This window comes from Parahaliea mediterranea (assembly GCF_017255185.1).
Lineage (GTDB): Bacteria > Pseudomonadota > Gammaproteobacteria > Pseudomonadales > Halieaceae > JAFKCZ01.
In genome coordinates this window covers 57,803-81,360 of record NZ_JAFKCZ010000006.1, presented here as the reverse complement: position 1 = coordinate 81,360, position 23,558 = coordinate 57,803, and the positions used below count along the sequence as shown (strand labels likewise).

The window sequence follows — 23,558 nt, the reverse complement described above, 5'->3', positions numbered from 1 at the left end:
AGTCTTGCGGTATTGACTACTCGGGAGCCGTCCGCGATTCGCGCGGCGCGGGGGGGAGGGGGCAAACCATGCAACGACGCGAATTTTGTCACGCCGGGGTCGCCGCCCTGCTGGCGGGAGCGCTGCTCCCGCGCGGGGTGATGGCGGGGGTCTATGCCGGACTGCAGCAGGTGGATGCCGACCTGCAGGCGCTGAGTCTCCAGGGCCGCGAACAGGTCCTGCCCCGGGCGAGCGTACAGGAACTGGCGGACAGCCTGCGAGGGCGCCTGCTGCTGCCCGGCAAGCCCGCCTACGATACTGCGCGGCTGGTGCTCAATCCGGTGATCGACAAGCACCCGGCGCTGATCGTGCAGCCGACCGGCCCGGCGGATATCCAGTCGGCGGTGCAGTTCGCCGGCGCCAACGACCTGGTGGTCGCGGTGAAGTGCGGCGGCCACAGCTTTTCCGGCAAGTCCACCTGTGACGGCGGCCTGTTGATCGACCTGTCCAGTTACCGCAACGTGCAGCTGGACACCCAGCGCCGGCTCGCCTATGTCACCGGCGGCAGCCTGTTGGGCGCCATCGACCACGAGACCCTGGCCCGGGGCCTGGTGACCACCGCCGGCACGGTATCCCATACCGGGGTGGGCGGATTGGCCACCGGCGGCGGTTTCGGCCGCGTGGCGCGCCGCTTCGGCCTGGCGCTGGACAACATTCGCGCCGTGGATGTGGTGACCGCCGACGGCAGCTTCCATCACGCCGATGGCGACCAGAACAGCGACCTCTACTGGGGCGTGCGCGGCGGTGGCGGCAACTTCGGGGTGGTCAGCAACTTTACCTTTGACCTGCACCCCATGCAGCGGGAGGTGATCGGCGGTAAGTGGGTGTATCCGATCGACCGCGCCCGCGACGTATTGGAGGCCTACGCGGAACACTCGATGCGCCTGCCCGACGCGTTCTATTTGGACTGCGGTGTGGGCCATCCCCCCGGGGACGGGCCCGGGTTCGCGGTGCTGGATGTTTGTTACTCCGGCCCGCCCGCGGATTTCGAGCGCCTGATGCAGCCGTTTCGCGCTCTAGGCAAGCCGCTCAAAGACAGCGTCGGGGCGGTGGATTATGTCGCGCTGCAGCGCTCCGGCGATTTCTCCGACCCGCGGGCCATGGTGTCCTATGTCAAGGACGGTTTCTGTGAAGGCATTACCCCGGCACTGATCGACAGCATCCTGCAGGGCCTCGAGCCCGACCCCGGGCGTTTGACCCAGTGCTACTTCCAGCATGCCGGCGGCGCCATCGGTCGCGTCGCGCCGGGCGATACGGCCTTCTCCCAGCGCTATGTCAGCCACGATATGATGGTGATCCTGGCCTGGCCGCCGGAGGCGGACGGCCCGGCGCACCGGGACTATATCCGGGCTTATTGGAAACAACTGGAGCCGCACACCCGGGGCTTTTACACCAACGTGGCCGAGGACAACGAGCGCGCGGCGCAGTTACAGGCCAATTTCGAGGACAATTTCCAGCGGTTGGTGGCGCTCAAGAACCGCTACGATCCGCGCAACCTGTTTCGCCTCAACGCCAACATCGAGCCGACGGTTTAGGCCGGGAGCGGCGGCCTCAGCCCTGGGGGGAGAAGCTCACCTTGATCGCGCCGCTGGCGCGGTCGGCGGCCGTTGCGAAGGCCTCGGCGGCGCCCTCCAGCGGAAAACGGTGGGTAATCAGGTGCCCGGCGAAGGCGGGATTGCCGGCCAGCAAGGTGGCCGCCTCGTCGAAACTTCGCTGCGGCGGCCGGCATTTGTAGGTCATCGACGGCAGCAGTTCCACCTCCTTCATACAGCAGCTGATGTCCAGGCTCACCGGCTGCCAGAAGCTGCCGAGCACGCCGATCCGACCCTGGGGCCGTACGCTGCGCATGGCCTGGGCCAGGGAATCTTCGCTGCCCACCGCGTCGAGCACGACATCGTAGCCGTCGCCCGCTTCCAGGCGAGCGCCGAAGAACTGCGCCGATTCCTGTTGCCGCGGGTGTCGCGCCGCCATGTCGAAGCGCAGCCCGCGCCCTTGCAGCACGGCGGCCGCCGCCAGCCCGATGGCGCCGGCGCCGACCACCAGTACGCGGTCGGTGTTTTGCACGCGGGCGCGGTGAATCCCGTGGACCGCGACCGCCAGGGGCTCCACCAGGCAGGCGTCTGTCACCGCCAGGCCGCTGGGCAAGGGTACCAGGGTCGAGGCGGGAGCCTGCACGTATTCGGCCATCCCGCCGGCCGCGGACACCCCCAACAGGGTCGCGCCCTGTTCACAGTGCGCCAGGTAGCCGTCGCGGCAGTAGGTACAGTCGCCGCAGCCGTACAGGGGTTCCACCGCCACCGCGGTGCCGTCCGGGGTGTGGCCGGCGAATTCGTGCCCAAGCACCCGGCCCTCCGCCCAGCCCCGCGCAATCAGGTGCAGGTCGGAGCCGCAGATGGAGGAGGCCGCGACCTTGATGCGTACGCTGTCGGCATCCGCCTCGCCGAGCCGCTGGTGCACCAGCTGTGGCTGCCCATCGATGATTTGTATTGCGCGCAAGAGCTTTCACCTCCGTCTGTTGCGGTCAGTGTAGGCGGCCGGCGGGGGCATTGCGACACCGCCGGTATGGTTTACTATACGTTCGTACAGCCGCTGTGGCGTGGCGCTTGTGCCCCTCAAACGGCTGACCCAAGCTGCGGGAATAACGACACAAACCAGGAGGCCGCGCCATGCTAAGCCGTTTTGACGACTACCCCATTCACCAGACGGCGGAACCGATCGCCCTGACCGCCACCAGTGACCGCTGTACCTACGACCGCTATTGGTACAACGCCCACGATCGGGACGGGGGCTTCTACTTCGGCATCGGCCTGTGCCGCTACCCCAACCTGGGCATCATGGATTGCAGCCTGAGCCTGGCGGTCGACGGCCGCCAGTACGCCTTTCACGGCTCCCGCCGAGCGCCCTCCGAGCCGACCGATACCCGCGTCGGGCCCTTTCGCCTGGACATTCTCGAACCGATGGGGCGGCACCGGGTGACGATTGCCGACAACGACACCGGCATCGCCTGCGACCTGCTGTACACGCCGCGCACCGCCTGTATCGAAGAGGGGCGCCAGACCCTGCGCAACGAACGGCATCTGGTCATGGACGCCACCCGCCTGGACCAGTTCGGTACCTGGGAGGGCTGGATACGCTATGACGGCAGGGAGTTGCGCGTCGAAGGGGCGAGTACCTTCGGTCTCAAGGACCGCTCCTGGGGCCTGCGCCCGGTGGGCGAGAGCTACCCCGGCGGCGCCCCCATCGACAGTTTCCAGAGCGTCCACTTCTGCTGGCTGCCCATTCACTGGGAGGACGAGTGCTCGCTGGCGGGCTGGTTCGAGGACGACAGCGGCCACCAGTGGCACAATGACCAGTGCATCCTGCCGCGCTATGCGGCGGCGGACGAGATACCCGGCACCACCGACCCCGCCGCGCGCGTGTGGCAGGGCGCGGTGGGGCACCGCCTGGAGTGGAATCCCGGTACCCGGCGCGCCCGGGGCGGCGTCATCACCATGCGCGATCGCTCCGGCGATAGCCTGGAAATCACCGTCGAGCCGGTGCTGGTGCACCGCATGAAGGGGCTGGGCTATCAGCACCCGGACTGGGGGCACGGCAAGTGGCACGACGAGTTGGCGATCGGTGGCGAGAGCTGGGTCGACAGCGAGCTGGACCCGCTGGCGCTGGAGAATATTCACGTGCAGCAGGTGGTGCGAGCCACCTGTAATGGCAAGGTGGGGCACGGCGTGCTGGAGCAGATGCACATCGGCCCCTCCGCGAGTTACGGCTTTGCCGACTGGTTCGACGGCGCGAAATAGGCCGCGGCTAGCGAATGGGCCCGCGGGTCTGGTCGCGGGCTTGCCAACTGGCCGTCAGTCGGCCCCGAAGGGCGGGCGCTGGCCGGAGCACAGCACGTCGGTGATCTGTTCGGTGTCCATGTACTCGCGCAGTTTACGCAATTTGCCGTCGCGGAATTCGAACAGGAAGTGGTACTGGTTTTCGTAGCTTTGCCCGGAGACGTGCTCACCCGCACACACCGCTTCCACCGCGACCTTTTCGCCCTCGGCGACCATGTCGCGCACGGTGAAACTCAGCCCGTCGGGAAACACGTTAAAGATACGGCCGATGGCGTCGGGTAACTGCGCGCGCTCATATTCGCCGGATATCAGCGTGTTCCCCATGGTCTCCACTGTACCATCGTCGGCGTAGGCCGATACCACCGCGTCCACGTCGCCGGTGTTGAGGTTGTCGAAAAACCGGCTCACCAGGGCCTTGTTCTGTTCCGCCTTGTCCATGTCGCGCCACTCCCGCCCGTTTCTTTGTGCCTGTGAGCATGATAGCCCCGAGGGGGCGCCGCGCCATGCCCGCGGGTTCAGGATTCTGAGCCGCGGGCGAACAAGTGTCGTTTTATTGCCTAGCGATTGCGGCCCAGGCGCTCGTGGGCGTCCACCCACTCGTTGCGGCGGCTCTCCTTGTCGACCCGGCTGGCGGCGCCGAGGGACAGTTCACCGGCGACGGTGAGGGCGGCGGCGATTTCCGCCAGTTTCAGCGCCTTGCCCGGACCGAAGCAATCCATGATCTCCAGGCACTCCCGCTGGGTGGGCAGGTTGGTGCCGCCGCCATAGGTCGCCACGATCAGCGCCGGCAGGGTAATGGAGAAGTGGTAGTCGCCATCGCGGGTCACCTTGTTGTAGGTGGTGCACTGGTTGGATTCACCGATGTTGGCAATGTCCTGGCCGGTGGCCAGGTAGAGCGCCGCCAGGCCGTTGGCCGGGTGGGCGGCGTTGTTGGAGGACTGGCTGAGAAAAGCGCTGAGGGTGCTGATGCCCTGGCCGTAGTGCATCTGTTCCGGGGTGATGCGCAGGTTGTCGATCAGCACCTGGCGCGGAACGGTGACCTCGGCGGTGACCCGGCGGCCCCGACCCTTGAGCATATTGACCGAGGAGGTCTTTTTCTCGGTGTCGAAGTTGCCCGACAGCAAGTAGTGCGACACCAGCGGCTGCTCGCCACGAATCCACTCGCAGGCGGCGAAGGTGGCCTTGCTCGTCATGTTCTGCCCGGCGGCGTCGCCGGTGCTGTAGTCGAAGCGGGTGAACACCATGTTGTGGGCGATGTAGTGCTCGATCTCCCTGAGCTTGCCCACCGAGGTGGTGGCTTCGGCCACCGCCCGGATACGCTCGACATTTTGCGCCAGCCACTGGTCGAAGTCGCGGGCGTCGCGGCCATTTTTGAACACGAATACCGGGGCCCGTTGCATGGCTTCGCCGCACACGGTGGTCAGCACACCGCCGCTTTCGCGGATCACTTTCATGCCGCGGTTGTAGCTGGCCAGCATGGTGCCCTCCACGGTGGCCATCGGTACGTAGAACTCTCCCTGGGCGTGCTCGCCGTTCACCCGCAGCGGGCCGGCGAGACCGATCGGTACCTGGGCCACGCCGAACAGGTTCTCGATATTGCCGGCCATGTCGCCGGGCGCGAAGGAGTAGCGCCGGGTATGCTCAAGGCGGGCGGGGGTGTTGTCCTCGATAAACTGCTGCCGTTCGGCGATGATCCCGGGGCTGTAGTCGTTGTCGGGGGAACGGGGGATGCGCTTGCTCACGGGTTTTCTCCTGGTTGTTATATCCCCGGGAAAAGGTACGCGCCCCCGCGGCGCGGGTCAACGCGGGGCGGCAGGGGAGCGGTGCCTACCGTGTAGGGCGGAATTTATTCCGCCGCTTTTGGGTTGGTCGAATGAACTCGACCCTACAGGGCGCGGGGATGCTCTCCTGTAGGGCGGAGGGCCTGCCCCTCTTTATTCGGGCACAGCGGGCCCCTCTTTTCGGGTCATTCATTCCGTCGGTTTTTTTGGCCGGGGGTCAATTCGACGGCGAGGCGCTCGCCGCCGCCAGGTGCCCGCGGATCACGTTGAGGAACTCGGCGCCGTATTTGTCGAGCTTGCGCTCCCCCACGCCGCTGATGTGGACGAAATCCTCCAGGGTCTGGGGCAGGGCGGCGCACATTTCCTGCAGGGTGCGGTCGTGGAAGATGATATAGGGCGGAATGCCCTGTTCCTCCGCCAGCTCCCGGCGCCGGTCCCGCAGGGCCTCCCACAGGCCGACGTCGATATCCTCCGGCAGCGGTTGCCGGGTGCGCTGCTTCGCCGCCTGTTGCGGCTGGTCCTTGCGCAGGTCGAGGGTCTCTTCCCCGCGCAGCAGGGGCCGGCACTGGGCCTGCAGGCGCAGGGCGCCAAACTCCATGTCCACGCTCAGGTAGCCCCGGGCCACCAGCTGGCGGAACACCGAGCGCCACTGGTTGTTGTCCAATTCCCGGCCGATGCCGTAGGTGGGCAGGGTGTGGTGGTCGAGCTGGCGCACCCGCTCGGTGTCGGCGCCGCGCAGGACATCCACCAGGTGATTCACCCCGAAGCGCTGGCCGGTGCGGTAGGCGGCGGACAGGGCCTTGCGCGCGGCCTCGGTGCCGTCCCAGGTCTCAACCGGTTGCAGGCAGCTGTCACAGTTGCCGCAGGGCGTCTCCAGCGAATCGCCGAAGTAGCGCAGCAAGGCCTGGCGACGGCAACTGGTGATCTCGCACAGGCCGAGCATGGCGTTGAGCCGCTGCTGTTCGGCGCGCTTGTGTTCCTCGCTGCCCTCGGAGGACTCCATCATCTGCCGCAGTTTGATCACGTCCTGCAAGCCGTACACCAGCCAGGCGTTGGCGCTCTGGCCGTCGCGGCCGGCGCGCCCGGTTTCCTGGTAGTAGGCCTCCACCGTCTTGGGCAGGTCCAGGTGGGCCACGAAGCGCACGTCGGGTTTGTCGATACCCATGCCGAAGGCGATGGTGGCCACCATGATCAGCCCGTCCTCCCGCAGGAAGCGGGACTGGTGGGTGGCGCGCAGGCGGGGGTCGAGACCGGCGTGGTAGGGCAGGGCGTTGAAGCCCTGTTCGCACAGCCAGGCCGCGACCTCCTCGGTTTTTTTGCGCGACAGGCAGTAGACGATGCCGGCGTCCCGCGGGTGTTCCTCCCGCAAAAAGCGCAGCAGCTGCTGGCGCGGGTTCTGTTTCAGCGCGATGCGGTAGCAGATGTTGGGGCGGTCGAAACCGGCGATGAACTGCCGCGCCGCGCCCAGGTCCAGGCGCTGCACGATCTCCTGCCGGGTGCGCGCGTCGGCGGTGGCGGTGAGCGCCACCCGGGGTACCTCGGGGAAGCGTTCGTGCAGCAGGCTCAGTTGCAGGTAGTCGGCGCGAAAGTCGTGCCCCCACTGGGACACGCAGTGGGCCTCGTCAATGGCAAACAGCGCGATCCGGGACCGCTCCAGCAGGGCCTGGGTGCGCTCCTGGATCAACCGTTCGGGGGCCACGTACAGCATGTCCAGCTCGCCGGCCAGCAGCGCCGTCTCCACCGCCCGGGCCTCCTCGGGGGCCAGGCTGGAATTGAGGTAACTGGCGCGGACCCCCAATTCCCGCAGGCTGTCCACCTGGTCCTGCATCAGCGCGATCAGCGGCGAGATCACGATGCCGCAGCCGGCGCGCACCAGGGCCGGGACCTGGTAGCACAGGGACTTGCCGCCCCCCGTGGGCATCAGCACCAGGGCGTCGCCGCCGTCGATCACCGACTCGACGATGGCTTCCTGGTGGGGGCGGAAGGCCTCGTAGCCGAAGACGGATTGCAGGGTGTGGCGGGCGGGGCTGATTGCTGTGGTCATGGCGCGCAGTATACCGCAGCGCGCCGCCGCCGACCGCCCGCGCGTGGCGTCAATTTCGCCCGCGGCGGTACTCAGCCAGTGTGCAGGGCGGCGATGATCTCGTTGCGCAGCTGGCGCGGATCGATAACCCGGTCGAAGGCCATGGCGTCCGCCGGAATCCAGGCACCGGCCTGAAGTGCCTTCATCTGCGCCGCCTCGGTGTCGCTGGCGCCGGTCGCGGCGGCGCCGCCGAGTGCCGGCACGCCCCCGAGGCTGACGCAGGGCAGGGCCAGGCTCACCAACTGGTGATCGAAGGGGTTCATGCCCATCACCGAACTGCCGAAGCCGAATGCCTTGCGCAGGGTGACCACCACCTTGCGCTGGCGGCAGGCGCGCTGGGCGCGGAACATGCGCCCGGCCGCGGCCAGCACGCCGGCCTGCTCGGAAGCCGGGCCGGGCATCACCCCGGGGTTGTCCACCAGGCTGACCAGGGGCAGGCCGAAGGCGGCGGCGACCTCGAGGAAGTGGGTGGCCTTCTGCGCCGCCTCGGGGGTGATGGCTCCGGCCTGTACCGCCGGCTGGTTGGCCAGCACCAGGCAGGGGGTGCCACCGATACGCGCCAGGGCGGTGATGATATTGCGTCCGTAGCCGGGTTGCAGCTCGAACAGGGAATCGGCGTCCACCAGGTCCTCCAGTACCGGCAGCATGTTGTAGCCCTGCTGGGGCGCGGGGGGAATGCGTTCCAGCAGGTCGTCCAGCTCCCGGGGCGCGGCGCTGGCGTCGTCGCGCCGCTCGGGCAGCGGTTCGCCGGCACGGCGCGGCAGGTAGCCGAGGAAGGTCCGAGCCATGGCCAGGCATTCCTCCTCGCTGTCGCCGAGGTTGTGGGCCACGCCGCTGACCTGGGTGTGCATGCGCGCGCTGCCCAGTTCCTGGGGCGTGACTTCCCGCCCCAGCGAGGCCGCCACCAGCGGTGGACCCGCGCTGAACAGGGTGGCGTCGGCGGACATGATGATCAGGTCGGCGAACATGCCGGTCAGGGCCCCGTGGCCGGCGGAGGTGCCCAGCACCAGGGTGACCACGGGTACCTGGCCCTTGAGGTCGGCCACCAGTTGCAGGTCGCCCGGGGCGTGGGGGTAGCGCTCCGACTGGTTGCTGGCGCGCTCGCCGGCGCCGTCCAGCATCAATACCAGGGGCAGTTGCCGCTCCAGCGCCAGGCGCACCAGGCGGGCCCGCTTGGCCGCGTTGGGGTGGCCAATGGAGCCGCCCTTGACGGTGAAATCCTCGGCGAGCACCACAATGCTGGAACCGGCCACCCGGCCGGTGCCACCCACCAGCGCGTCCGCCGGTACCGCCGCCTCGCCATTGGGGTGGCAGCCGCCGGCGAGGGCGCCGTATTCGCGAAAGCTGCCGGGGTCGCAGAAACGCTGGATGCGCTCGCGGGCGGTCAAGCGGCCGCGGGCATGCTGGCGGGCGATTCTGTCCTTGCCGCCCATGGCTTGCGCCTGGCGGTGGTGTTCCTCGAGCTCCGCAAGTAGCGCTTTCCAGGTATCCAGATTGTGCGACATTGGGCAAAGTTCCTTCGGCTATCTATGCTTGATCACAGTACGAGAAGTGCAATTCGCCGGCAACGGCGATTACTTGCCGGGGGTTCACTATATTGTCTGAAGCATTGCGGGATGGGGCGTCGATCAAGAAAAGTCTGGAACTGTACTGGCGCAACACCCTGAGGCGTGGTCGCGGGCCGGCTCAGGCCTTGTGACTGTTGTCCAAAAGTCGCTGGCGGGACCAGATCCGGGTGTAAATGCGGGGCGTGTAGTCGCCCTGTGCAAACGATCGTCGGCGCGTGGCGGATGTCTCCAGTGCTCCCGACGTGCCGTTGCTGTCCAGCGTTGAATAGTACAGATCGGCGCCGGTATCGAGTGATTGCCGGCGGAGGTAGGCGAGCCGGGGGCTGATTTGGGCAAGGCCTGGATCGAGAAACCAGCTGCTGCTGACAACCCCGCGCACATCGGGGTTGGCCCGGACCAGGGACGCCAGGCGGGCCAGCGTATCGCGCCAGCCCTGCTCGTTGAATTCCTGTAACCGGCCGGGATGGGCGTGCAGCTCGAGGTAGCCCGACAGGGAGCGGTAGCGGAGCAGGGCGTTGCGGGTAAACCGCAAACCCTGGGCAAGGCCGCCGGCGAACAGCAGGCGCCTGGAAATCCCCGCGCCGGGCGCCGCGTACTCCGCTCCCAGGGGAATCAGGCGGAAGTCGAGTACCGCCAGGTCCTTGGAGAATGTGTCACAGCGCAGGCTGAAGTAGTCCTGTGGGGCGTTCTCCAGGCACTGCAGAATCCGATCGCGCTCGTCGTGATAGCGTTCGCGAATCTCGGTCGGCAGGTGTAGCGGCGCGTCGTCGGGATCGTGGGCGGCGAGGCGGGAGGCCAGTAGATAGCGGTTGAGGGCGCGGGCCAGGCGCGGGTCGCGCTGCTTCGCGCGGGTTTCCATTTGCAGCAGCTCCGCCGCGAACCGCGCGTACCCCTCTACCGGGAGCCGCCGATACGCGGTGAGGTAATCCCGCGGGTCGGGGGTGCATTGGCTTGAGGCCGCAAGGGCCTCAAGCTCACGCGCATACTGGTCCGGTAGGTCCGCGTTTATTGGCATATTCGGGCGAAGTCAGGAGTCGTCGGCAAGTATACGCGCCGATACTATTTGTCTCCAACCCGTCTCCAACCCGCCCCCAACGCCGTTTATGCGCCTTGCCGGGCCGCGGAATCAGTTCGCGACCGCGGCACCTTCCTTTGGCGCAAACGGTGTCGCCAGTCCAAAAGCCCGCCAGTCCGGCGTTGTCATCATGTCCACAAAGCGCGAGTAGTTCCAGGGCCAGCTCGCGGGCACGCCCTGCTTGTCGAGGTACCAGCTGTTACAGCCGCCGCGGAACCACACGGTCTGCTTGGCGGCCTCCACCCGACTGGCCTCGTAGGCCGCCAGGGCGTCCCTGGTAGGGGCGATCTCCTGGCACTCGCCGCTGCGAATGCGGTCCATCAGTTGCTCGATGTAGCCCCACTGGTTCTCGGCGATGTCGATCAGGGAGAAATTCCCCACCGGGCCCGAGGGACCGTTGAGCATGAACAGGTTGGGGAAGTCGGGCATGCTGATCGCCAGGTAGGCGAGGGGCTTCTCATGCCACAGGTCTTCCAGGTCGGCGCCGTTGCGGCCGGTGATGGTCATGGGTCGCATGAAACAGTCCGGGTGGAATCCAGTGGCGAACACGATGATGTCCAGCTCGTGCAGTTCGCCGTCGCGGGTGCGAATGCCGGATGGCTCGATGCACTCGATACCCTCGGTGACCAGCGCCGCGTTCGGGTGCTGGATGGCCTGGTAATAGTCCGGGGAGAAAATCAGGCGCTTGCACAGGGGGGCGTGATCGGGGCGCAGCTTTTCACGCAGGGCCGGGTCTTGCACGTTGTTTTCCAGGTTGGCCAGGCAGATGGCGGCCATCTCCCGGGCGCCCTCGGATTCCATGTCGGTCACCGCCTCGGTGTAGCGCTCCACGCCGGCCATGTAGGTCTCGGTCTGCATCGCCTGTTCCAGTACCGCCGGGTCGCGGAAGGCCGCCCGTTCCTCGTCGCTGAAATAGCCGTTCTCCACCGGCATGATCCACTGCGCAGTGCGCTGGTAATGCTCGATTTTTGCCGCGCGCCCGGCCAGGGCGGAGATGATCTGCACGCCGGTGGAGCCGTTGCCGATAACCCCGATACGCTTGCCGTCGAGGTCGACACTGTGGTCCCAGCGGGCGGAATGAAACAGGTGCCCGGTGAAAGTGTCGGCGCCCTTGATGTCCGGAAAGCGGGGCTTGTGCAGCACGCCGGTGGCGGCGATCAGCACGTCGGCCACGTCCTGGCGGCCGCTGCGCAAGCCCAGGTGCCAGCGCCCGTTTTCAAAGCGCGCGCTGGTGGCCTCCTCGTTGAAGCGGATGACGTCGTAGAGGCCGTATTTTTCCGTGGTGCGCTCGAAGTAGGACTGGATTTCCGCCCCCGGCGGCAGGTGCCGGGTCCAGTCCGGGTTGCGCTCGAAGGAGTAGGTGTAGTGGTGGGAGGGGACATCGCAGGTCAGTCCCGGGTAGGTGTTTTCCCGCCAGGTGCCGCCCACGCGGTCGGCTTTCTCGTACAGGGTAATGTCCCGGTAGCCCCGCTCCAGGAGTTTGATGCCGGCCAGGATGCCGGCCATGCCGGCGCCGAGAACCACCACGCGCAAATCTTGCTGTGCCATGTCGCTTGTGCTCCGTGTTTGCAATGGCTCCAGCTTAGCCTGGGTCGCGCCGTCAAAGCATAACTTAAGTGACATAAAACCATGACAAAAATGTCAGGCTGCATGATAAGCTGCGGGTTCGAAAGTTTTGCGGAAGGGCCGATGCCGGAGCATTCGGGAGCGCGGGAACTCGCGTCCGTACAGTCCTCGTTTTCACCCCTGGTGGCCCTGCTGGAGCGGGAGCTGGCCCGCTACCGGGTGTCCGTGCCGTTGCGCAACCCGCGCAATCTTGGCGAGTTCACCCGCTGGTACCTGGAAGTGGTGCAGTTACTGGAGCGGCAGGTGGCCGGCGAATCGGGCCGCGAGCCGATGGCCCGGGACGCGGTGGAGATGATGTGCCGCTGCGCCATGAGCGCCGCGGATGTACGCGGCGCGATCGACCTGTGCGCGCGCTACAGCGCGGTGCTGTACCCGCGCGCCGGGGTCCTGACCCTAACCCGCGCCGGCGACGCGGTCTCCCTGCAGCTGGACTCCCTGCGCCTGGAAACCACCACCGCCAGCAGCCTGGTGGACATTACCGGCCTGTTTGCCTTCCGCCAGTTGTTGCAGTGGCTGGCGGGGCGCGAGCTGCCCCTGTCCCGGGTCTGCATCGGGCCCATTCAGCGCGACGACGTGTTGCCTTTCCTGAAGCTGTTCCGGGCACCGGTGCTGGCCGGCGGCGAGCGCTATTCCCTGGAGTTTGATCCGGCGGTGCTGGACTGGCCCTGCGTGCGCGGGCGCGCCGAGTTCGACACGTTTTTCGAGCTGTTTCCCTGCGCGGTGTTCGGCCTGCGCGTGAGCGACCTGGGCGCGCAGGTATGCGCGCTGATGGTGGCGGCGCTGGAGCGGGGCGAGGGCCCGCCGACCCAGGCCCGGCTGGCGGACATCCTGGAGATTCCCCTGTCCACCCTGCGCGGGCGCCTGCGGGACGAGGGCAGTGGCTATCGGCAGCTGCGGGAGCAGTGCCTGTCGGAAATGGCTGCGCGCTTGCTGGCGCGGGGCGACCTGTCGGTGACCCAGGTGGCGGCGCGGCTCGGTTTCAGCGACCCGGGCTCTTTTCGCCGCGCTTTTCACCAGTGGCATGGCTGCTCGCCCCGAGCGCGGGGGCGGCCAGGGAGAGTGTGAGGGCGAGGGCGCTGGCCGCGCGGGCAAAGCATGTTTTCATGGCATTGATCCCTTGATTTACAAGGGGCCGGAGTATGGCTTTTCGCGCCTGGCGGCGACAGGGGGAGGGGCGTTGCCGGGGTTTTCGGTGCGGATAGTTCAACCAGCCGGGTGTGGCGCCGCGGCGGCGGTCGCGCCCGCTTTACCGCCGCGCCGCCCGGGGCCAGACTTGGCCAAAATCGGCAAGGGAGACAGGCCATGATACGCGGCAAGACGGTGAGTTCGGACACGGTGGACATCGAGGCGCCGGCCTCGCTGGTGTGGGAGGTGCTGGTGGATTTCGCCGGTTACGGCCAGTGGAACGGTTTCTGCCCGGTGGCCGAGGCCGAACTGGCCCTGGATGCCCCCATCCGCATGCAGGTGGACCTGGGTTTCGGGTTGCAGGAGCAGGTCGAGTACATTTGCCGGATCGAGCCGGAACGGGTGGTGGCCTGGCGTATGGAAAACCGGCCGGGGGACCCCATCCACGCCGTGCGCACCCAGACCATCACTCCCCTGGGCGAGCACCGCTGCAGCTATGTCTCGGTGGACGAGTTCGACGGGCCCGGGGCGGAGGAGATGATGGCGACCCTGGCGGTCCCGGTGGAAGAGGGCTTTAACCGCTGCGCCCGCGACCTCAAGACGCACTGCGAGTCGCTTTATCGGGAGCGGAGGACGGGCTAGTCGGGGTGCCTCCGCGGCGGCGATCGGTAAAATTCCACTGAAAATCGATTGACGGCACCGATTGCTGCCCTATACTGGCGGGGCTTGCAAGTTATTTCTGCTATTTATGCCTGCTTGTCCGAAGTCTCGCTGTTAGTACCTCGTCCTGTAAACCATAAGTAAACGCTCTAACTCAAGCCAAATCGCTCCCCCGGGAGTGTTTCCAATCTGTTGAAAATTCAGGAAGTAAGATATGTCTACCAGCACTGGCACGGTCAAGTGGTTCAACGAAACCAAGGGCTTCGGCTTTATCGAACAGGATTCCGGCCCCGATGTGTTCGCCCACTTCAGCGCCATCAGCGGTTCCGGTTTCAAAACCCTGGTCGAAGGCCAGAAAGTTGAGTTCACCGTGACTCAGGGCCAAAAAGGCCCGCAAGCAGAGAACATCGTCGTCCTCTGATCGGCTCACGCCACCTCTGAACCCGCCGGGGTAGTCCCCCCCGGCGGTGTTTCCAGTCAGTCGCATTGCACTGGCCTATCGGGGCATCATTCATCCGGCGCGTCTCATCGGGCGTGGCCGTCCCAAACAGGAGCACATCATGTCCCTGCTAATTGGCGACAACGCCGTTGTCAGCCTTCACTACAAGCTCTCCGATGCCGAGGGCAACGAAATCGAGAATTCCGCTGGCGCCGAGCCTCTGAAGTACCTGCACGGCGCGGGCAACCTGATCCCCGGCCTGGAAAACGCTCTGGTGGGCAAATCCACCGGCGCAGAGCTGACCGTGGCCGTTCCGCCGGAGGATGCCTACGGCGAAGTGGTGCCGCAACTGATCCAGGAGGTGGACCGCGAGGTCTTCCAGGGCGTCGATAGCATCGAACCCGGTATGGCCTTCCAGGCGCAGGGCCAGGACGGTGGCGCGCAGCGCGTCGTGGTCACCGCGGTCGATGGCGACAAGGTCACCATCGACGCCAACCACCCGCTGGCTGGTGTTGAGCTGCACTTCGACGTGCAGGTTGTGGACGTGCGCCCGGCCACCGACGAAGAAGTCGACCACGGCCACCCGCACTGATCGCGGTTATTCACCCGATCGGCAGGTAAAAGCGCTCGTACCAGCGGCGCAACTTGGTGATCGGGCCATCGCCATCGCAGAGGATGGGGTCGGCCCGGTACACCTTGTCCTGCCAGATGGCGACATCCTGGCCAAAGGCCGCGTGGGCTACCGAAGGGTAGAGCCGCGTAAACTCCTCCGGCAGCGCCGTGTCGTCCAGGCTGCTCATGATGACCGCCGAGCACAGGTCCAGTTCCTGGTCATTGACCGGCGTGTGGTAATTCACCCACCAGCTTTTAAAACTGATTTCCGGACTGCGTGACTCGGTGTAGTAGTACATGATCGAGGGGCCGTGGTAGGTGGCGTCACCCCAGGCGTCCGCCTCCATGCCCGCGCCCTGGTTGCGCGCTTCCACCAGGTTGAAGTCCAGCCCCGGCGGGGTGATCATGCCGGACTCGGGATCGCGCTGCACCTTGGATACCTGGGTCACCGTAACGTCTCCGAAACGGTTTTCGAAGGCGCGCACATTGCCCCCGTGCACATGGGGGAAGTGGGCGATGTCGACAATGTTTTCGATCACATCGCAGGGTTGCGCGCGAATGCGCGAGCGCTGGAACTGCCAGTCGCCCCAGCCCGCCGGCCCCCAGTCCTCGATCGCCGGAATGTAGTCTTGCGGCTCGCTGGCGTCCTCGCTGTACCACAGGGCGATGAAACCGTTGCGCTCCATTACCGGCCAGCCTTTGAGCGCGTGCCGGGCGCGTTCGGGGATTTTCCTGGCGTAGGGGATTTCCACGCAGTGTCCGGCGCGGTCGAAGGACCAGCCGTGGAAGGGGCAGGCGATGCGTTCGCCGTTGACGCGGCCGCCGTCACTGGCCAGGTGGGCGCCCAGGTGGGGACAGTAGGCATCGAGTACCGACACCGCCCCCGACTCGCTGCGCCAGGCGACGAACTCGCGGTCGAAGTAGTGCAGGGCCTTCACCTCCCCGGGGGCCAGTTCACTGGAGAACAGCACGATATGCCAGCCGCGGGCGTAGTGGCCCGGTTCCAGGAAGGCGTACTTGTACTCGCTCATGGCGTTCCTCCCTGGCCCGTTTCCTTGAAGGCGTGACGGGCCGCGATATAGGCAAAGGTCATCGCCGATCCGATGGTGGAGCCGGCGCCGGGGTAGGTATCGCCCATTACCGCGGCGCTGGCATTGCCCGCGGCATACAGGCCAGCAATGGGACGCCGGTCGCCATCCAGCACTCGCGCGTGCTCGTCGCAGAGCAGGCCGCCCTTGGTGTCCAGATCGCCGGGTTCGCAGCGCAGGGCGTAAAAGGGCCCGCGGTCCAGCGGCGCCAGGGAGGGGTTGGGCTCAACCCTGGGGTCGGCGTAGTAGCGATCGTGCAGGCTGCGCCCGCGGCCGAAATCCGGGTCCTCGCCGAGCCGGGCGTGCTCGTTAAAGCGCTGTACGGTGCGCTCGAGCGTGGCCGCGTCGATGCCCAACTTGTCCGCCAACTGTCCCAGGGTATCCGCCCGGGCAAGCAGCCCCGATGTGAAATAGTCGGCGGGCAGCTTGTCGTCGGGGGTGATTTTCGCCGGTTTGATATGTCCGGCGGTATAGCGCTGGCGAAACAGGCTGTCGAACACCAGGTAGCAGGGGATGGCGCCCTCGCCGCGGGCCTCGCTGGCGTACTGCGCCTTTACCAGGTCCTCGTAGGGCTGGGCTTCGTTGGCGAAGCGCCGGCCCTGGCGATTGACCATGATCGAGCCGGGGTTGGATTTGCCGGAGATCAGCGCCAGGCTGCGCCCGTCCGGCAGGATATAGGTGGGCGACCACCAGGCGCTGCCCATGAAACCCAGCGACGCGTTTACCTGCTCACCCAGGCGAATCCCGTCGCCGGTGGAACCCGGGGCGGCGGCGGTCCAGCGATCGCTGGAGGGCTGCGGCTGGTAGCGCTGGCGCAAGGCGGCGTTGCGGGCAAAGCCGCCGGTGCACAGCAGCACGCCGCGGCGGGCTGTTACGGTGACGCTCTCTCCCTTGTGCGTCACCCGCGCGCCGCACACCCGGCCGCCCTCGGTGAGCAGTTCGGTCACCGGCGCGTCGAGCCACAGGGGAATGTCCCGGTCCAGCAGCGAGCGCCGCAGGCGGGCCACCAGCGCCGGACCCAGGGTCAGGCGGTCGTCGCCGCGACGCGCCAGCCGCGCCGGCAGGTCGGCGTAGTAGCGCGCCGCCAGTTTGGCGCCGAGCAGGTAGGCGCCCAGGTCCATCTCCTGCAGTCGCCGGCCCTCCACCACCGAGACATTGAAGGGCAGCAGCAAGCCGGTGTAGTGGTCGCGGCTCATGCTCGCCGCCGCCCGCCCCAGGTGGCGGATGTGCAGCGGCGCCGGGTCCATGGAGCGCCCGCCGGATTTGTAGCCGGGCACCTCCTCGTAGTAATCCATGTAGGCGGGCAGGGGGGTGTAGTGCACGTGGCTGTGGGCCATCATGAAGCGCAGCATCGACGGCGCGCCCTCCGCGTAGGCGCGCAGGCGCGCGTCGGGTACGCTGTCACCGATCAGGCCCTTGAGGTAGCGGTAGCCTTCCTCCGGGCTGTCGTCGATACCGAGTTCCGGCAGCCGGTGGTTGCCCGGAATCCAGGCGACGCCGCCGGACTTTGCGGTGGTGCCGCCATACACTGGCTCCTTCTCCACCACCAGCGCCGTGCCGCCGAGCTGGTGGGCGACCACCGCGCCGGTCATGCCGCCGGCACCGGCGCCGGCCACCAGCCAGTCGATTTCGCGGTCGGCGCTCATTGGTGCTGCTCCAGTGCCGGCATGGCGTGTCCTTTTTTATGCGTGTGTCGCTGAAAATGGAAACACGCCGCGGCGCGACTGAATACGGCTTGTGCGCACTGCGCCCAACAATTTGACGGGCAGTTCAATAATGCGGCCTCCCGCGTTGACCTGTCGGGACTTCGCGCCTAATGTCCGCCGAACAACATGAATAAGGGGTGATCCGTGTTCAGTTTGATCAACAAGGAGCCGGCCGCGTGAAGACGGCAACAAGCGCATTCCTCGCGATACTCCCTTTGCTGTTCACCGCACCGGTCGCCGCCGCTACCGAAGCCTACACCGAGCAGCGCCAGCCCTGCACCGACCACCGGCCGTTGAAACAGCCGTTTTTCGGCGACCTGCACGTGCACACGCGCTATTCCCTGGACGCCAGCACCCAGGGCACGCGCACCACGCCGGAACAGGCCTATCAGTTCGCCCGTGGCGCCGAGCTGCCGATCCAGCCCTGGACCGAGGCGGGAGAGGGCATGCGCGCGCTGCAGCTGCGCCGGCCCCTGGACTTCGCCATGGTGTCCGATCACGCCGAACTCATCGGCGAGGTGGCCATGTGCAACAACCCCGAGCTCGAGGGGCACAACGCCTGGCAGTGCCTGGTTTACCGCCACTGGCCCCGGGCGGCGTTTTACCTGTTCAACTATATGTCGGCGATAGAGGCCTCCCACCTCGGCCTGTGCGGCGAGGACGACGCCCTGTGCCTGGCCGCAGCCCGCGGGCCGTGGGGGGAAATGCAGGCCGCCGCCGAGGACTACTACGATCGCAGCGCCGACTGTGAATTCACCACCTTTGTCGGTTACGAGTGGACCGGCGGCGAGCCCGATTCCGGTGGCAATTTGCACCGCAATGTGGTGTTCCGCAATGCCGAGGTGCCCGCGTTGCCGATCAGCTTCATCGACGGCCCCGCCGCGGTTCAGTTGTGGGGGTCGCTGGACAGCCAGTGCAACTCGGCGCAGGGCGCTTGCGATTCGCTGGTGATTCCGCACAACGCCAACTTGAGCGCCGGTTACATGTACAGCGGCCGCGAGGACGACGGCGCGCCAATGAGCGTGGAATACGCGCGACTGCGCCGGCAGTTCGAGCCGCTGGCGGAAATCATGCAGCACAAGGGCGCGTCGGAGTGCTACTACCAGGCCGGCGTGACCCAGGACGAGCTGTGCGCTTTCGAACAGCAGCCGGTGGACAACATTTCAGGCTTCGACAACCCGCCGCGGCCCGATACCGGTTTCCTGCGGCGGGTGCTGGCCGATGGCCTGCAGTTGCAGCGCGAGCTGGGCGTCAATCCCTACCAGCAGGGCTTTGTCGCCAGCACCGACACCCACCTGGGCGCGCCGGGGGCGGCCGAAGAGGACCGCTTCCTCGGCCACGGCGGTGCCGGAGTGCCCGCCGCCAGGGAAATTCCTCCAGGGCTCCCGGACAAGCTGGAGTACAACCCGGGCGGCCTGGCGGTGCTGTGGGCGGAGGAGAACAGCCGCGACGCCTTGTTCCGGGCGATGCGCCGCCGCGAGGCCTACGGTACCAGCGGGCCGCGCATCGTCACCCGCTTCTTCGCCGGCTGGGACTACCCCGGTGACCTGTGCCAGCAGGCGGATCGCGTCGAGCGGGCCTACGCCGGCGGCGTGCCGATGGGCGGCGAGCTGTCGGTACCGCCCGCAGAGGATACCGGGCCGTCCTTCCTGGTGGTGGCGCAGCAAGACGCCGGCACCGCGGATAGCCCGGGCATGCCCTTGCAGCGCATCCAGATCGTCAAGGCCTGGGTGGACCGCGAGGGTGAGAGCCACCAGCAGGTGCTGGATGTGGCGGGATCGGCCGACAATGGCGCAAGCGTCGACCTGGATACCTGCGAGCCCCGTGGCGAGGGCCACGCGCAGCTGTGCGGTGTCTGGCGCGACGACGACTTCGATGCAAGCCAGCCGGCCTACTATTACTCCCGGGTGGTGGAAAACCCCAGCTGTCGCTGGAGCCAGCGCCTGTGCCTGGCGGCGGGTGTGGACTGCGACGAGCCCGACAGCGTGCCCGATGACTACGCCAACTGCTGTTCCGCCGAACACCTGCCCACCATCCAGGAGCGCGCCTGGACATCGCCCATCTGGTATACGCCGCCGGCAGGCGAGTCCTAGAGCGCCAGGGCCTGCCTGGCGTAGGCCAGGGCGGCAGCGGAATCCACGCGGCTGCTGTAGGCCTCCAGGAACAGCTTGCCGACCACCTTGCCCTCGGGGTCGATCACGATCATCCCCGGGTGGGGAATACCGTACTGGGCGTCGCCGCTCTGGTACTGCTGGTTGAGGATGCCCAGGGTCTTGAAGGTCATGGCGTCGATATCCGACAGCAGGGGAATGGTGATGCCGTGGCGCTCGGCAAAGGCCCGCAGCTGTTCCGGGGTGTCGTAGGTGATGGCCACCATGCCGATGCCGGCGGCGTCGAAGCCGGGCTTGTGCTGCTGCAGTTGCACCATCTGCTTCATACAGTAGGGGCACCAGTCCAGGGAGCGGCTGGCGATGAACACGGTGCCGTTGGTGCCGGCGAAGGGCGCGAGTAACTGTATCTGTTGCCCCTGGTAGCGCGCCCGCACGCCGGGAAAGTCCGAACCCAGGGCCGGCCCCGGATCAAAGTCATCGTCGTCGCCGGCCACGAACATGTTTTCGGTGAGCTTGGCGTAGGCTTTTTCCTTCACGTCGTCCTGGTACACGTAGACCAGGCCCGTGGCCAGCAACAGGAGAACGGCAAGGACTATGAGAACGCGCTGCATGGTTGCCCCGTGGTTATTAGCTTATGCGATTTTGGCAGTGTAACGCGGCCGCCCGGCGGTTGTCGCCATGGACCGGTTCCGCGTATGCTTTGCGCTTTTGGAACTGGCGGGTACGAGAATAAGGCATGATCGATCAGTTGTTGATATCCGGGCTGTTCCTGATTTTGCTGGGTGGCCTGATTTTCACCGACTGGCCCGCGTCGCGAGTGTTCGTCGGCACCATGCTGGCGGCCTACTTTCTTGGCCTGGTCGATACCAGCGAGGTACTCCAGAAAGCCGCCAACACCGGCCTGATTACCCTTGTTTTGTTACTGCTGGTGTCGGTGGGCCTGGAAAAACTGTCCTGGCTCAATCGTCTGTCCGGCAAGTTGATCACTCCCGGACTCGCTTCCAGCCTGTTGCGACTGGGCGGCGTGACAGCCCTGTTTTCCGCCTTCGTCAACAACACCGCCGTGGTCGCCACCCTGGCGCAGACAGTGCGCAACAATCGCCACCACCCGGCCTCCAAGCTGCTGATACCGTTGTCCTACGCGGCGATACTCGGCGGCACCATGACCCTGATCGGCACCAGTACCAACCTGATTGTCAGTAGTTTCCTGGAGGACGCCACCGGACAGGGCCTGTCGTTTTTCGACTTTTTTGTGGTGGGTGGCAGCGCCGCGCTGGTCGGCATCGCCCTGCTGCTGGTCATCGTTCGCCTGTTGCCGAGCGACAGCGCCGAGCAGCTCGACGTCAACGAATACCTGATCGAAGCCGAGGTCGCCCCGGGGTCCCCGCTGATCGGCCGCACCATCGCCGAGAACCGGCTGCGCGACCTGGACGCCCTGTTCCTGGTGGAGATCGTGCGCGACGAGCACCTGATGTCGCCGGTGGCGCCGAGCGAGTATATCGAGGCTGGCGACAAGCTGATCTTTTCCGGGGACATCAAGCAACTCAGCGCCCTGGAAGCTTTCGAAGGCCTGCACCTGTTCGCGGTGGAGGAGGGGCTGTTGCGGGAAAACATGATGGAAGTGATCGTCATGCCCAATGCCAGCATCGAGGGCAAGACCATCAAGGACAGCGGTTTCCGCTCGCTATTCGACGCCGCGGTCGTGGGCATGCGCCGCGGCGGCAAGCGCCTGTCGGGCAAGCTCGGCAACATTACGATCCACGCCGGCGACAACCTGATGCTGGCCACCGGTCCCGACTTCCACGACCGCAACAACCTGGGCAAGAACTTCGTGGTCATCGACGACTCGGTCAATGGCGCCAGTTCCACGCCGTTGCAGAACTGGTTCGTGAGCCTCACCCTGCTGGTGGTGATCGGCCTGGCCTCCCTGGAGCTGGTGCCGCTGATCAAGGGCCTGGCTTTCCTGCTGGTGTGCATGCTGGGGATGGGGCTGGTGCGCGGCTCGGAGCTGCGCCGCCGTTTTCCCTTCGAGATCTGGCTGATTATCGGCTCCGCCCTGACCCTGTCCCAGGCCCTGACCAATTCCGGGCTGGTGGGCCTGCTGGCGGACGGCCTGCACGGACAATTGGCCGCCCTTGGGCCGCACGCGGCCTTGGTGGGCATCTACCTTGGCACCTTGCTGCTCACCGAGCTGATGACCAACAACGCCGCCGCGGCCCTGAGTTTCCCCATTGCCTTTGGCCTGGCGGAGAGCTTCGGGTTCAGCCACATGCCCTTCGTGATGGCGGTGGCCTACGGCGCCAGCGCCAGCTTCCTCACGCCCTATGGCTACACCACCAACCTCATGGTGCAGAACCTGGGGGGCTATGCGATGCGCGACTATGTGCGCGCCGGCCTCCCGGTGTCGCTGGCGTACTCGGTGGTGGTGCTGACCCTGTTGCCCCTGGTGTTCCCATTCTAGGCGTTCCTTTTTCTAAATAAGAAAAATAATGAGAATCGTTTGCAATTAGAGGGGGCATACACTACATTAGGTCAGGCAGACCCCCGGCAGCTCTACCGGATGCCGGGAATGCGGCAGCATTGCGGGCGCCCCAGGGGCGCCCGCTTTTTTATCGACAGGGCGTAGCGTAATCGCGTGAGGGCAGGAGGCCCTGGTCCGACGCATCGGGAGCGATCAGGGCGCTACTGGCTCGCCTCAGGCCTCGAAGGGTTCGGCGTAAAATTGCCCGTACCACTTGCGGAACTTGGCGAAGGGGCCGTCGTTGTCGCAGAGCATGGGCCTGGCGTAGTAGCGCTTGTGGGCCCAGATGATGCGGTCCTCCTCCATCTGCTTGCGAATATCCGCCACGATGGCGTCGGCGACCCCGCCCACCGGTTCCTCCCCGTCAACTTTTTTCTGGATGAAGGCGTAGAAGGCCTTGCTGTGCTCCCGGTCCACGGGGGTGAGGTTGGCCATCAGCACCGTGTCGCAGATGCCGCTGAAGCGCACCGTGGCCTGGCCGGGACCGGCGCTGGCGTTGTCGATGATGCCCTGGATTTCGCCCCGCGGGGTCTTCATGTTGCTCACCAGCCGGCCGGAACGGCGCACGCCGTCGAACTGCATGATCTCCGGGGTGGGGATATTCTGGGTGCCGTGCACGTAGAGAAAGTGCGCCGGGTCGACGGCGTTTTCGCCGATTTCCTGCATGTGGGTGCCGATATCCCATTCAAAGATTTTCAGCGACCCCCAGGCCTCGTTGTCCGCGGCGGCCTCGGGTACCGTGTCGGGCTCGAAGGTTGGTTCGATATCCTCGGGGTGGTACCACACGAAAATACACTGGTTCAGTTCGCGCACGCGCCAGGGCCTGATCACCTGTTCGCCGCGGGCCACCTTCGGTGGCGGGTTGTTGGCATAGGGCACATCGGTGCACTGCCCCGCGCCGTTGTAGGCCCAGCCGTGGAAGGGGCAGACGATGGAGTCGCCCTTGACCTCGGAACCGCCGCCGGACTGGTCGCGGATACCGTAGCCCAGGTGAGCGCCCATGTGTGGGCAGTAGGCGTCCAGGACTTTTATCTCGCCGGCCTCGGTGCGGAACATCACCAGGTCGGTGTCGAAGTAGCGCAGGGGTTTGGACTCGGCGACACCCAACTCGTGCGAGTAGGCCACCTGGAACCAGCCGAAGGGGATTGGCATGGGGATGCGTTCGTTCATAGTGTTCACCTCGGGAGGGCTTTCCTCGATAGTCGGTATTGAGGCTGATCACTCTAGGATAGCGCTGCGCGCATTTGAACGACTTGCAAAAAGCGTCTGCTTCGTTACTCGCGCAAATAAC

Annotated in this window: 19 protein-coding genes; 8 read left to right on the top strand and 11 right to left on the bottom strand. The window is 66.2% G+C overall.

The features are described from left to right. The first annotated feature begins 68 nt into the window (after window positions 1-68). A complete protein-coding gene (locus JYP50_RS09015; protein ID WP_206560182.1) occupies window positions 69-1,574 on the top strand; it encodes an FAD-binding oxidoreductase in 1,506 nt (501 codons plus the stop codon). A 16-nt stretch (window positions 1,575-1,590) separates the two neighbouring features. On the opposite strand, the gene JYP50_RS09010 is transcribed toward JYP50_RS09015, so the two are convergent. Next, window positions 1,591-2,535: a zinc-dependent alcohol dehydrogenase gene (locus tag JYP50_RS09010; protein ID WP_206560181.1), complete on the bottom strand. Its 945-nt coding sequence runs from the start codon at window positions 2,533-2,535 to the stop codon at window positions 1,591-1,593. A 170-nt stretch (window positions 2,536-2,705) separates the two neighbouring features. Between JYP50_RS09010 and JYP50_RS09005 the strand changes: the two genes are divergently transcribed. Further along, a complete protein-coding gene (locus JYP50_RS09005) occupies window positions 2,706-3,833 on the top strand; it encodes a hypothetical protein (protein ID WP_206560180.1) in 1,128 nt (375 codons plus the stop codon). Between the two features lie 54 nt (window positions 3,834-3,887). Here JYP50_RS09005 and JYP50_RS09000 read toward each other — a convergent pair whose 3' ends face one another. From JYP50_RS09000 to JYP50_RS08975, 6 genes are all read right to left on the bottom strand, one after another. Then, on the bottom strand, window positions 3,888-4,310 hold the full coding sequence (locus JYP50_RS09000; protein WP_206560179.1) for a nuclear transport factor 2 family protein: 423 nt from the start codon (window positions 4,308-4,310) through the stop codon (window positions 3,888-3,890). Between the two features lie 119 nt (window positions 4,311-4,429). Continuing rightward, entirely contained in the window at window positions 4,430-5,614 is a 1,185-nt protein-coding gene (locus tag JYP50_RS08995; RefSeq protein ID WP_206560178.1) for a hydroxymethylglutaryl-CoA reductase, read from the bottom strand. 256 nt (window positions 5,615-5,870) lie between these two features. Then, entirely contained in the window at window positions 5,871-7,697 is a 1,827-nt protein-coding gene (gene recQ / locus JYP50_RS08990) for a DNA helicase RecQ (RefSeq protein ID WP_206560177.1), read from the bottom strand. A gap of 71 nt (window positions 7,698-7,768) precedes the next feature. Continuing rightward, a complete protein-coding gene (locus JYP50_RS08985; protein WP_206560176.1) occupies window positions 7,769-9,241 on the bottom strand; it encodes an acyl-CoA carboxylase subunit beta in 1,473 nt (490 codons plus the stop codon). 181 nt (window positions 9,242-9,422) lie between these two features. Then, window positions 9,423-10,163: a hypothetical protein gene (locus JYP50_RS08980; protein WP_206560175.1), complete on the bottom strand. Its 741-nt coding sequence runs from the start codon at window positions 10,161-10,163 to the stop codon at window positions 9,423-9,425. A 267-nt stretch (window positions 10,164-10,430) separates the two neighbouring features. Beyond that, the gene (locus JYP50_RS08975; protein WP_206560174.1) at window positions 10,431-11,927 is read right to left on the bottom strand and encodes a flavin-containing monooxygenase; all 1,497 of its coding nucleotides are present in this window, start codon (window positions 11,925-11,927) and stop codon (window positions 10,431-10,433) included. A gap of 141 nt (window positions 11,928-12,068) precedes the next feature. Here JYP50_RS08975 and JYP50_RS08970 point away from each other — a divergent pair, with 141 nt between their 5' ends. The 4 genes from JYP50_RS08970 to JYP50_RS08955 all read left to right on the top strand — a co-directional run bounded on the left by JYP50_RS08970 (window position 12,069) and on the right by JYP50_RS08955 (window position 14,821). Further along, on the top strand, window positions 12,069-13,070 hold the full coding sequence (locus JYP50_RS08970) for a helix-turn-helix transcriptional regulator (protein ID WP_206560173.1): 1,002 nt from the start codon (window positions 12,069-12,071) through the stop codon (window positions 13,068-13,070). A 237-nt stretch (window positions 13,071-13,307) separates the two neighbouring features. Then, window positions 13,308-13,772 (top strand): SRPBCC domain-containing protein, encoded by a 465-nt coding sequence (locus JYP50_RS08965; RefSeq protein WP_206560172.1) that lies wholly within the window; start codon window positions 13,308-13,310, stop codon window positions 13,770-13,772. A 232-nt stretch (window positions 13,773-14,004) separates the two neighbouring features. Further along, window positions 14,005-14,211: a cold-shock protein gene (locus tag JYP50_RS08960; RefSeq protein WP_206560171.1), complete on the top strand. Its 207-nt coding sequence runs from the start codon at window positions 14,005-14,007 to the stop codon at window positions 14,209-14,211. Between the two features lie 139 nt (window positions 14,212-14,350). Beyond that, the gene (locus tag JYP50_RS08955; RefSeq protein ID WP_206560170.1) at window positions 14,351-14,821 is read left to right on the top strand and encodes an FKBP-type peptidyl-prolyl cis-trans isomerase; all 471 of its coding nucleotides are present in this window, start codon (window positions 14,351-14,353) and stop codon (window positions 14,819-14,821) included. Between the two features lie 10 nt (window positions 14,822-14,831). Here JYP50_RS08955 and JYP50_RS08950 read toward each other — a convergent pair whose 3' ends face one another. Both JYP50_RS08950 and JYP50_RS08945 read right to left on the bottom strand, forming a co-directional pair. Next, the gene (locus JYP50_RS08950; RefSeq protein WP_206560169.1) at window positions 14,832-15,872 is read right to left on the bottom strand and encodes a Rieske 2Fe-2S domain-containing protein; all 1,041 of its coding nucleotides are present in this window, start codon (window positions 15,870-15,872) and stop codon (window positions 14,832-14,834) included. Further along, window positions 15,869-17,575 (bottom strand): FAD-binding protein, encoded by a 1,707-nt coding sequence (locus JYP50_RS08945; RefSeq protein WP_206560168.1) that lies wholly within the window; start codon window positions 17,573-17,575, stop codon window positions 15,869-15,871. Before JYP50_RS08945 ends, JYP50_RS08950 begins: the two co-directional genes overlap by 4 nt. Window positions 17,576-17,811: 236 nt before the next feature. Between JYP50_RS08945 and JYP50_RS08940 the strand changes: the two genes are divergently transcribed. After that, window positions 17,812-19,728, top strand: coding sequence for a DUF3604 domain-containing protein (locus JYP50_RS08940; protein ID WP_347136751.1), 1,917 nt, complete (start codon window positions 17,812-17,814; stop codon window positions 19,726-19,728). Here the strand turns inward: JYP50_RS08940 and JYP50_RS08935 are convergent. After that, window positions 19,725-20,357 carry a peroxiredoxin family protein gene (locus JYP50_RS08935; RefSeq protein ID WP_206560166.1) on the bottom strand — a complete coding sequence of 211 codons (633 nt, stop codon included), beginning with the start codon at window positions 20,355-20,357 and terminating at the stop codon, window positions 19,725-19,727. The genes JYP50_RS08940 and JYP50_RS08935 overlap by 4 nt on opposite strands. Window positions 20,358-20,482: 125 nt before the next feature. On the opposite strand from JYP50_RS08935, the gene JYP50_RS08930 reads away from it, so the two are divergent. Beyond that, window positions 20,483-22,207, top strand: coding sequence for an SLC13 family permease (locus JYP50_RS08930; protein ID WP_206560165.1), 1,725 nt, complete (start codon window positions 20,483-20,485; stop codon window positions 22,205-22,207). Window positions 22,208-22,441: 234 nt separating this feature from the next. Here the strand turns inward: JYP50_RS08930 and JYP50_RS08925 are convergent, their stop codons facing one another. Continuing rightward, complete coding sequence (locus JYP50_RS08925; protein WP_206560164.1) at window positions 22,442-23,437, bottom strand: aromatic ring-hydroxylating oxygenase subunit alpha; 996 nt, start codon at window positions 23,435-23,437, stop codon at window positions 22,442-22,444. Window positions 23,438-23,558: the final 121 nt, after the last annotated feature.

Coding starts and splice junctions, on each gene's coding strand:
- JYP50_RS09015 (WP_206560182.1), top strand. CDS start 69: ATGCAACGACGCGAATTTTGTCACGCCGGGGTCGCCGCCCTGCTGGCG.
- JYP50_RS09005 (WP_206560180.1), top strand. CDS start 2,706: ATGCTAAGCCGTTTTGACGACTACCCCATTCACCAGACGGCGGAACCG.
- JYP50_RS09000 (WP_206560179.1), bottom strand. CDS start 4,310: ATGGACAAGGCGGAACAGAACAAGGCCCTGGTGAGCCGGTTTTTCGAC.
- recQ (WP_206560177.1), bottom strand. CDS start 7,697: ATGACCACAGCAATCAGCCCCGCCCGCCACACCCTGCAATCCGTCTTC.
- JYP50_RS08985 (WP_206560176.1), bottom strand. CDS start 9,241: ATGTCGCACAATCTGGATACCTGGAAAGCGCTACTTGCGGAGCTCGAG.
- JYP50_RS08980 (WP_206560175.1), bottom strand. CDS start 10,163: ATGGAAACCCGCGCGAAGCAGCGCGACCCGCGCCTGGCCCGCGCCCTC.
- JYP50_RS08975 (WP_206560174.1), bottom strand. CDS start 11,927: ATGGCACAGCAAGATTTGCGCGTGGTGGTTCTCGGCGCCGGCATGGCC.
- JYP50_RS08970 (WP_206560173.1), top strand. CDS start 12,069: ATGCCGGAGCATTCGGGAGCGCGGGAACTCGCGTCCGTACAGTCCTCG.
- JYP50_RS08965 (WP_206560172.1), top strand. CDS start 13,308: ATGATACGCGGCAAGACGGTGAGTTCGGACACGGTGGACATCGAGGCG.
- JYP50_RS08960 (WP_206560171.1), top strand. CDS start 14,005: ATGTCTACCAGCACTGGCACGGTCAAGTGGTTCAACGAAACCAAGGGC.
- JYP50_RS08955 (WP_206560170.1), top strand. CDS start 14,351: ATGTCCCTGCTAATTGGCGACAACGCCGTTGTCAGCCTTCACTACAAG.
- JYP50_RS08950 (WP_206560169.1), bottom strand. CDS start 15,872: ATGAGCGAGTACAAGTACGCCTTCCTGGAACCGGGCCACTACGCCCGC.
- JYP50_RS08945 (WP_206560168.1), bottom strand. CDS start 17,575: ATGAGCGCCGACCGCGAAATCGACTGGCTGGTGGCCGGCGCCGGTGCC.
- JYP50_RS08935 (WP_206560166.1), bottom strand. CDS start 20,357: ATGCAGCGCGTTCTCATAGTCCTTGCCGTTCTCCTGTTGCTGGCCACG.
- JYP50_RS08930 (WP_206560165.1), top strand. CDS start 20,483: ATGATCGATCAGTTGTTGATATCCGGGCTGTTCCTGATTTTGCTGGGT.
- JYP50_RS08925 (WP_206560164.1), bottom strand. CDS start 23,437: ATGAACGAACGCATCCCCATGCCAATCCCCTTCGGCTGGTTCCAGGTG.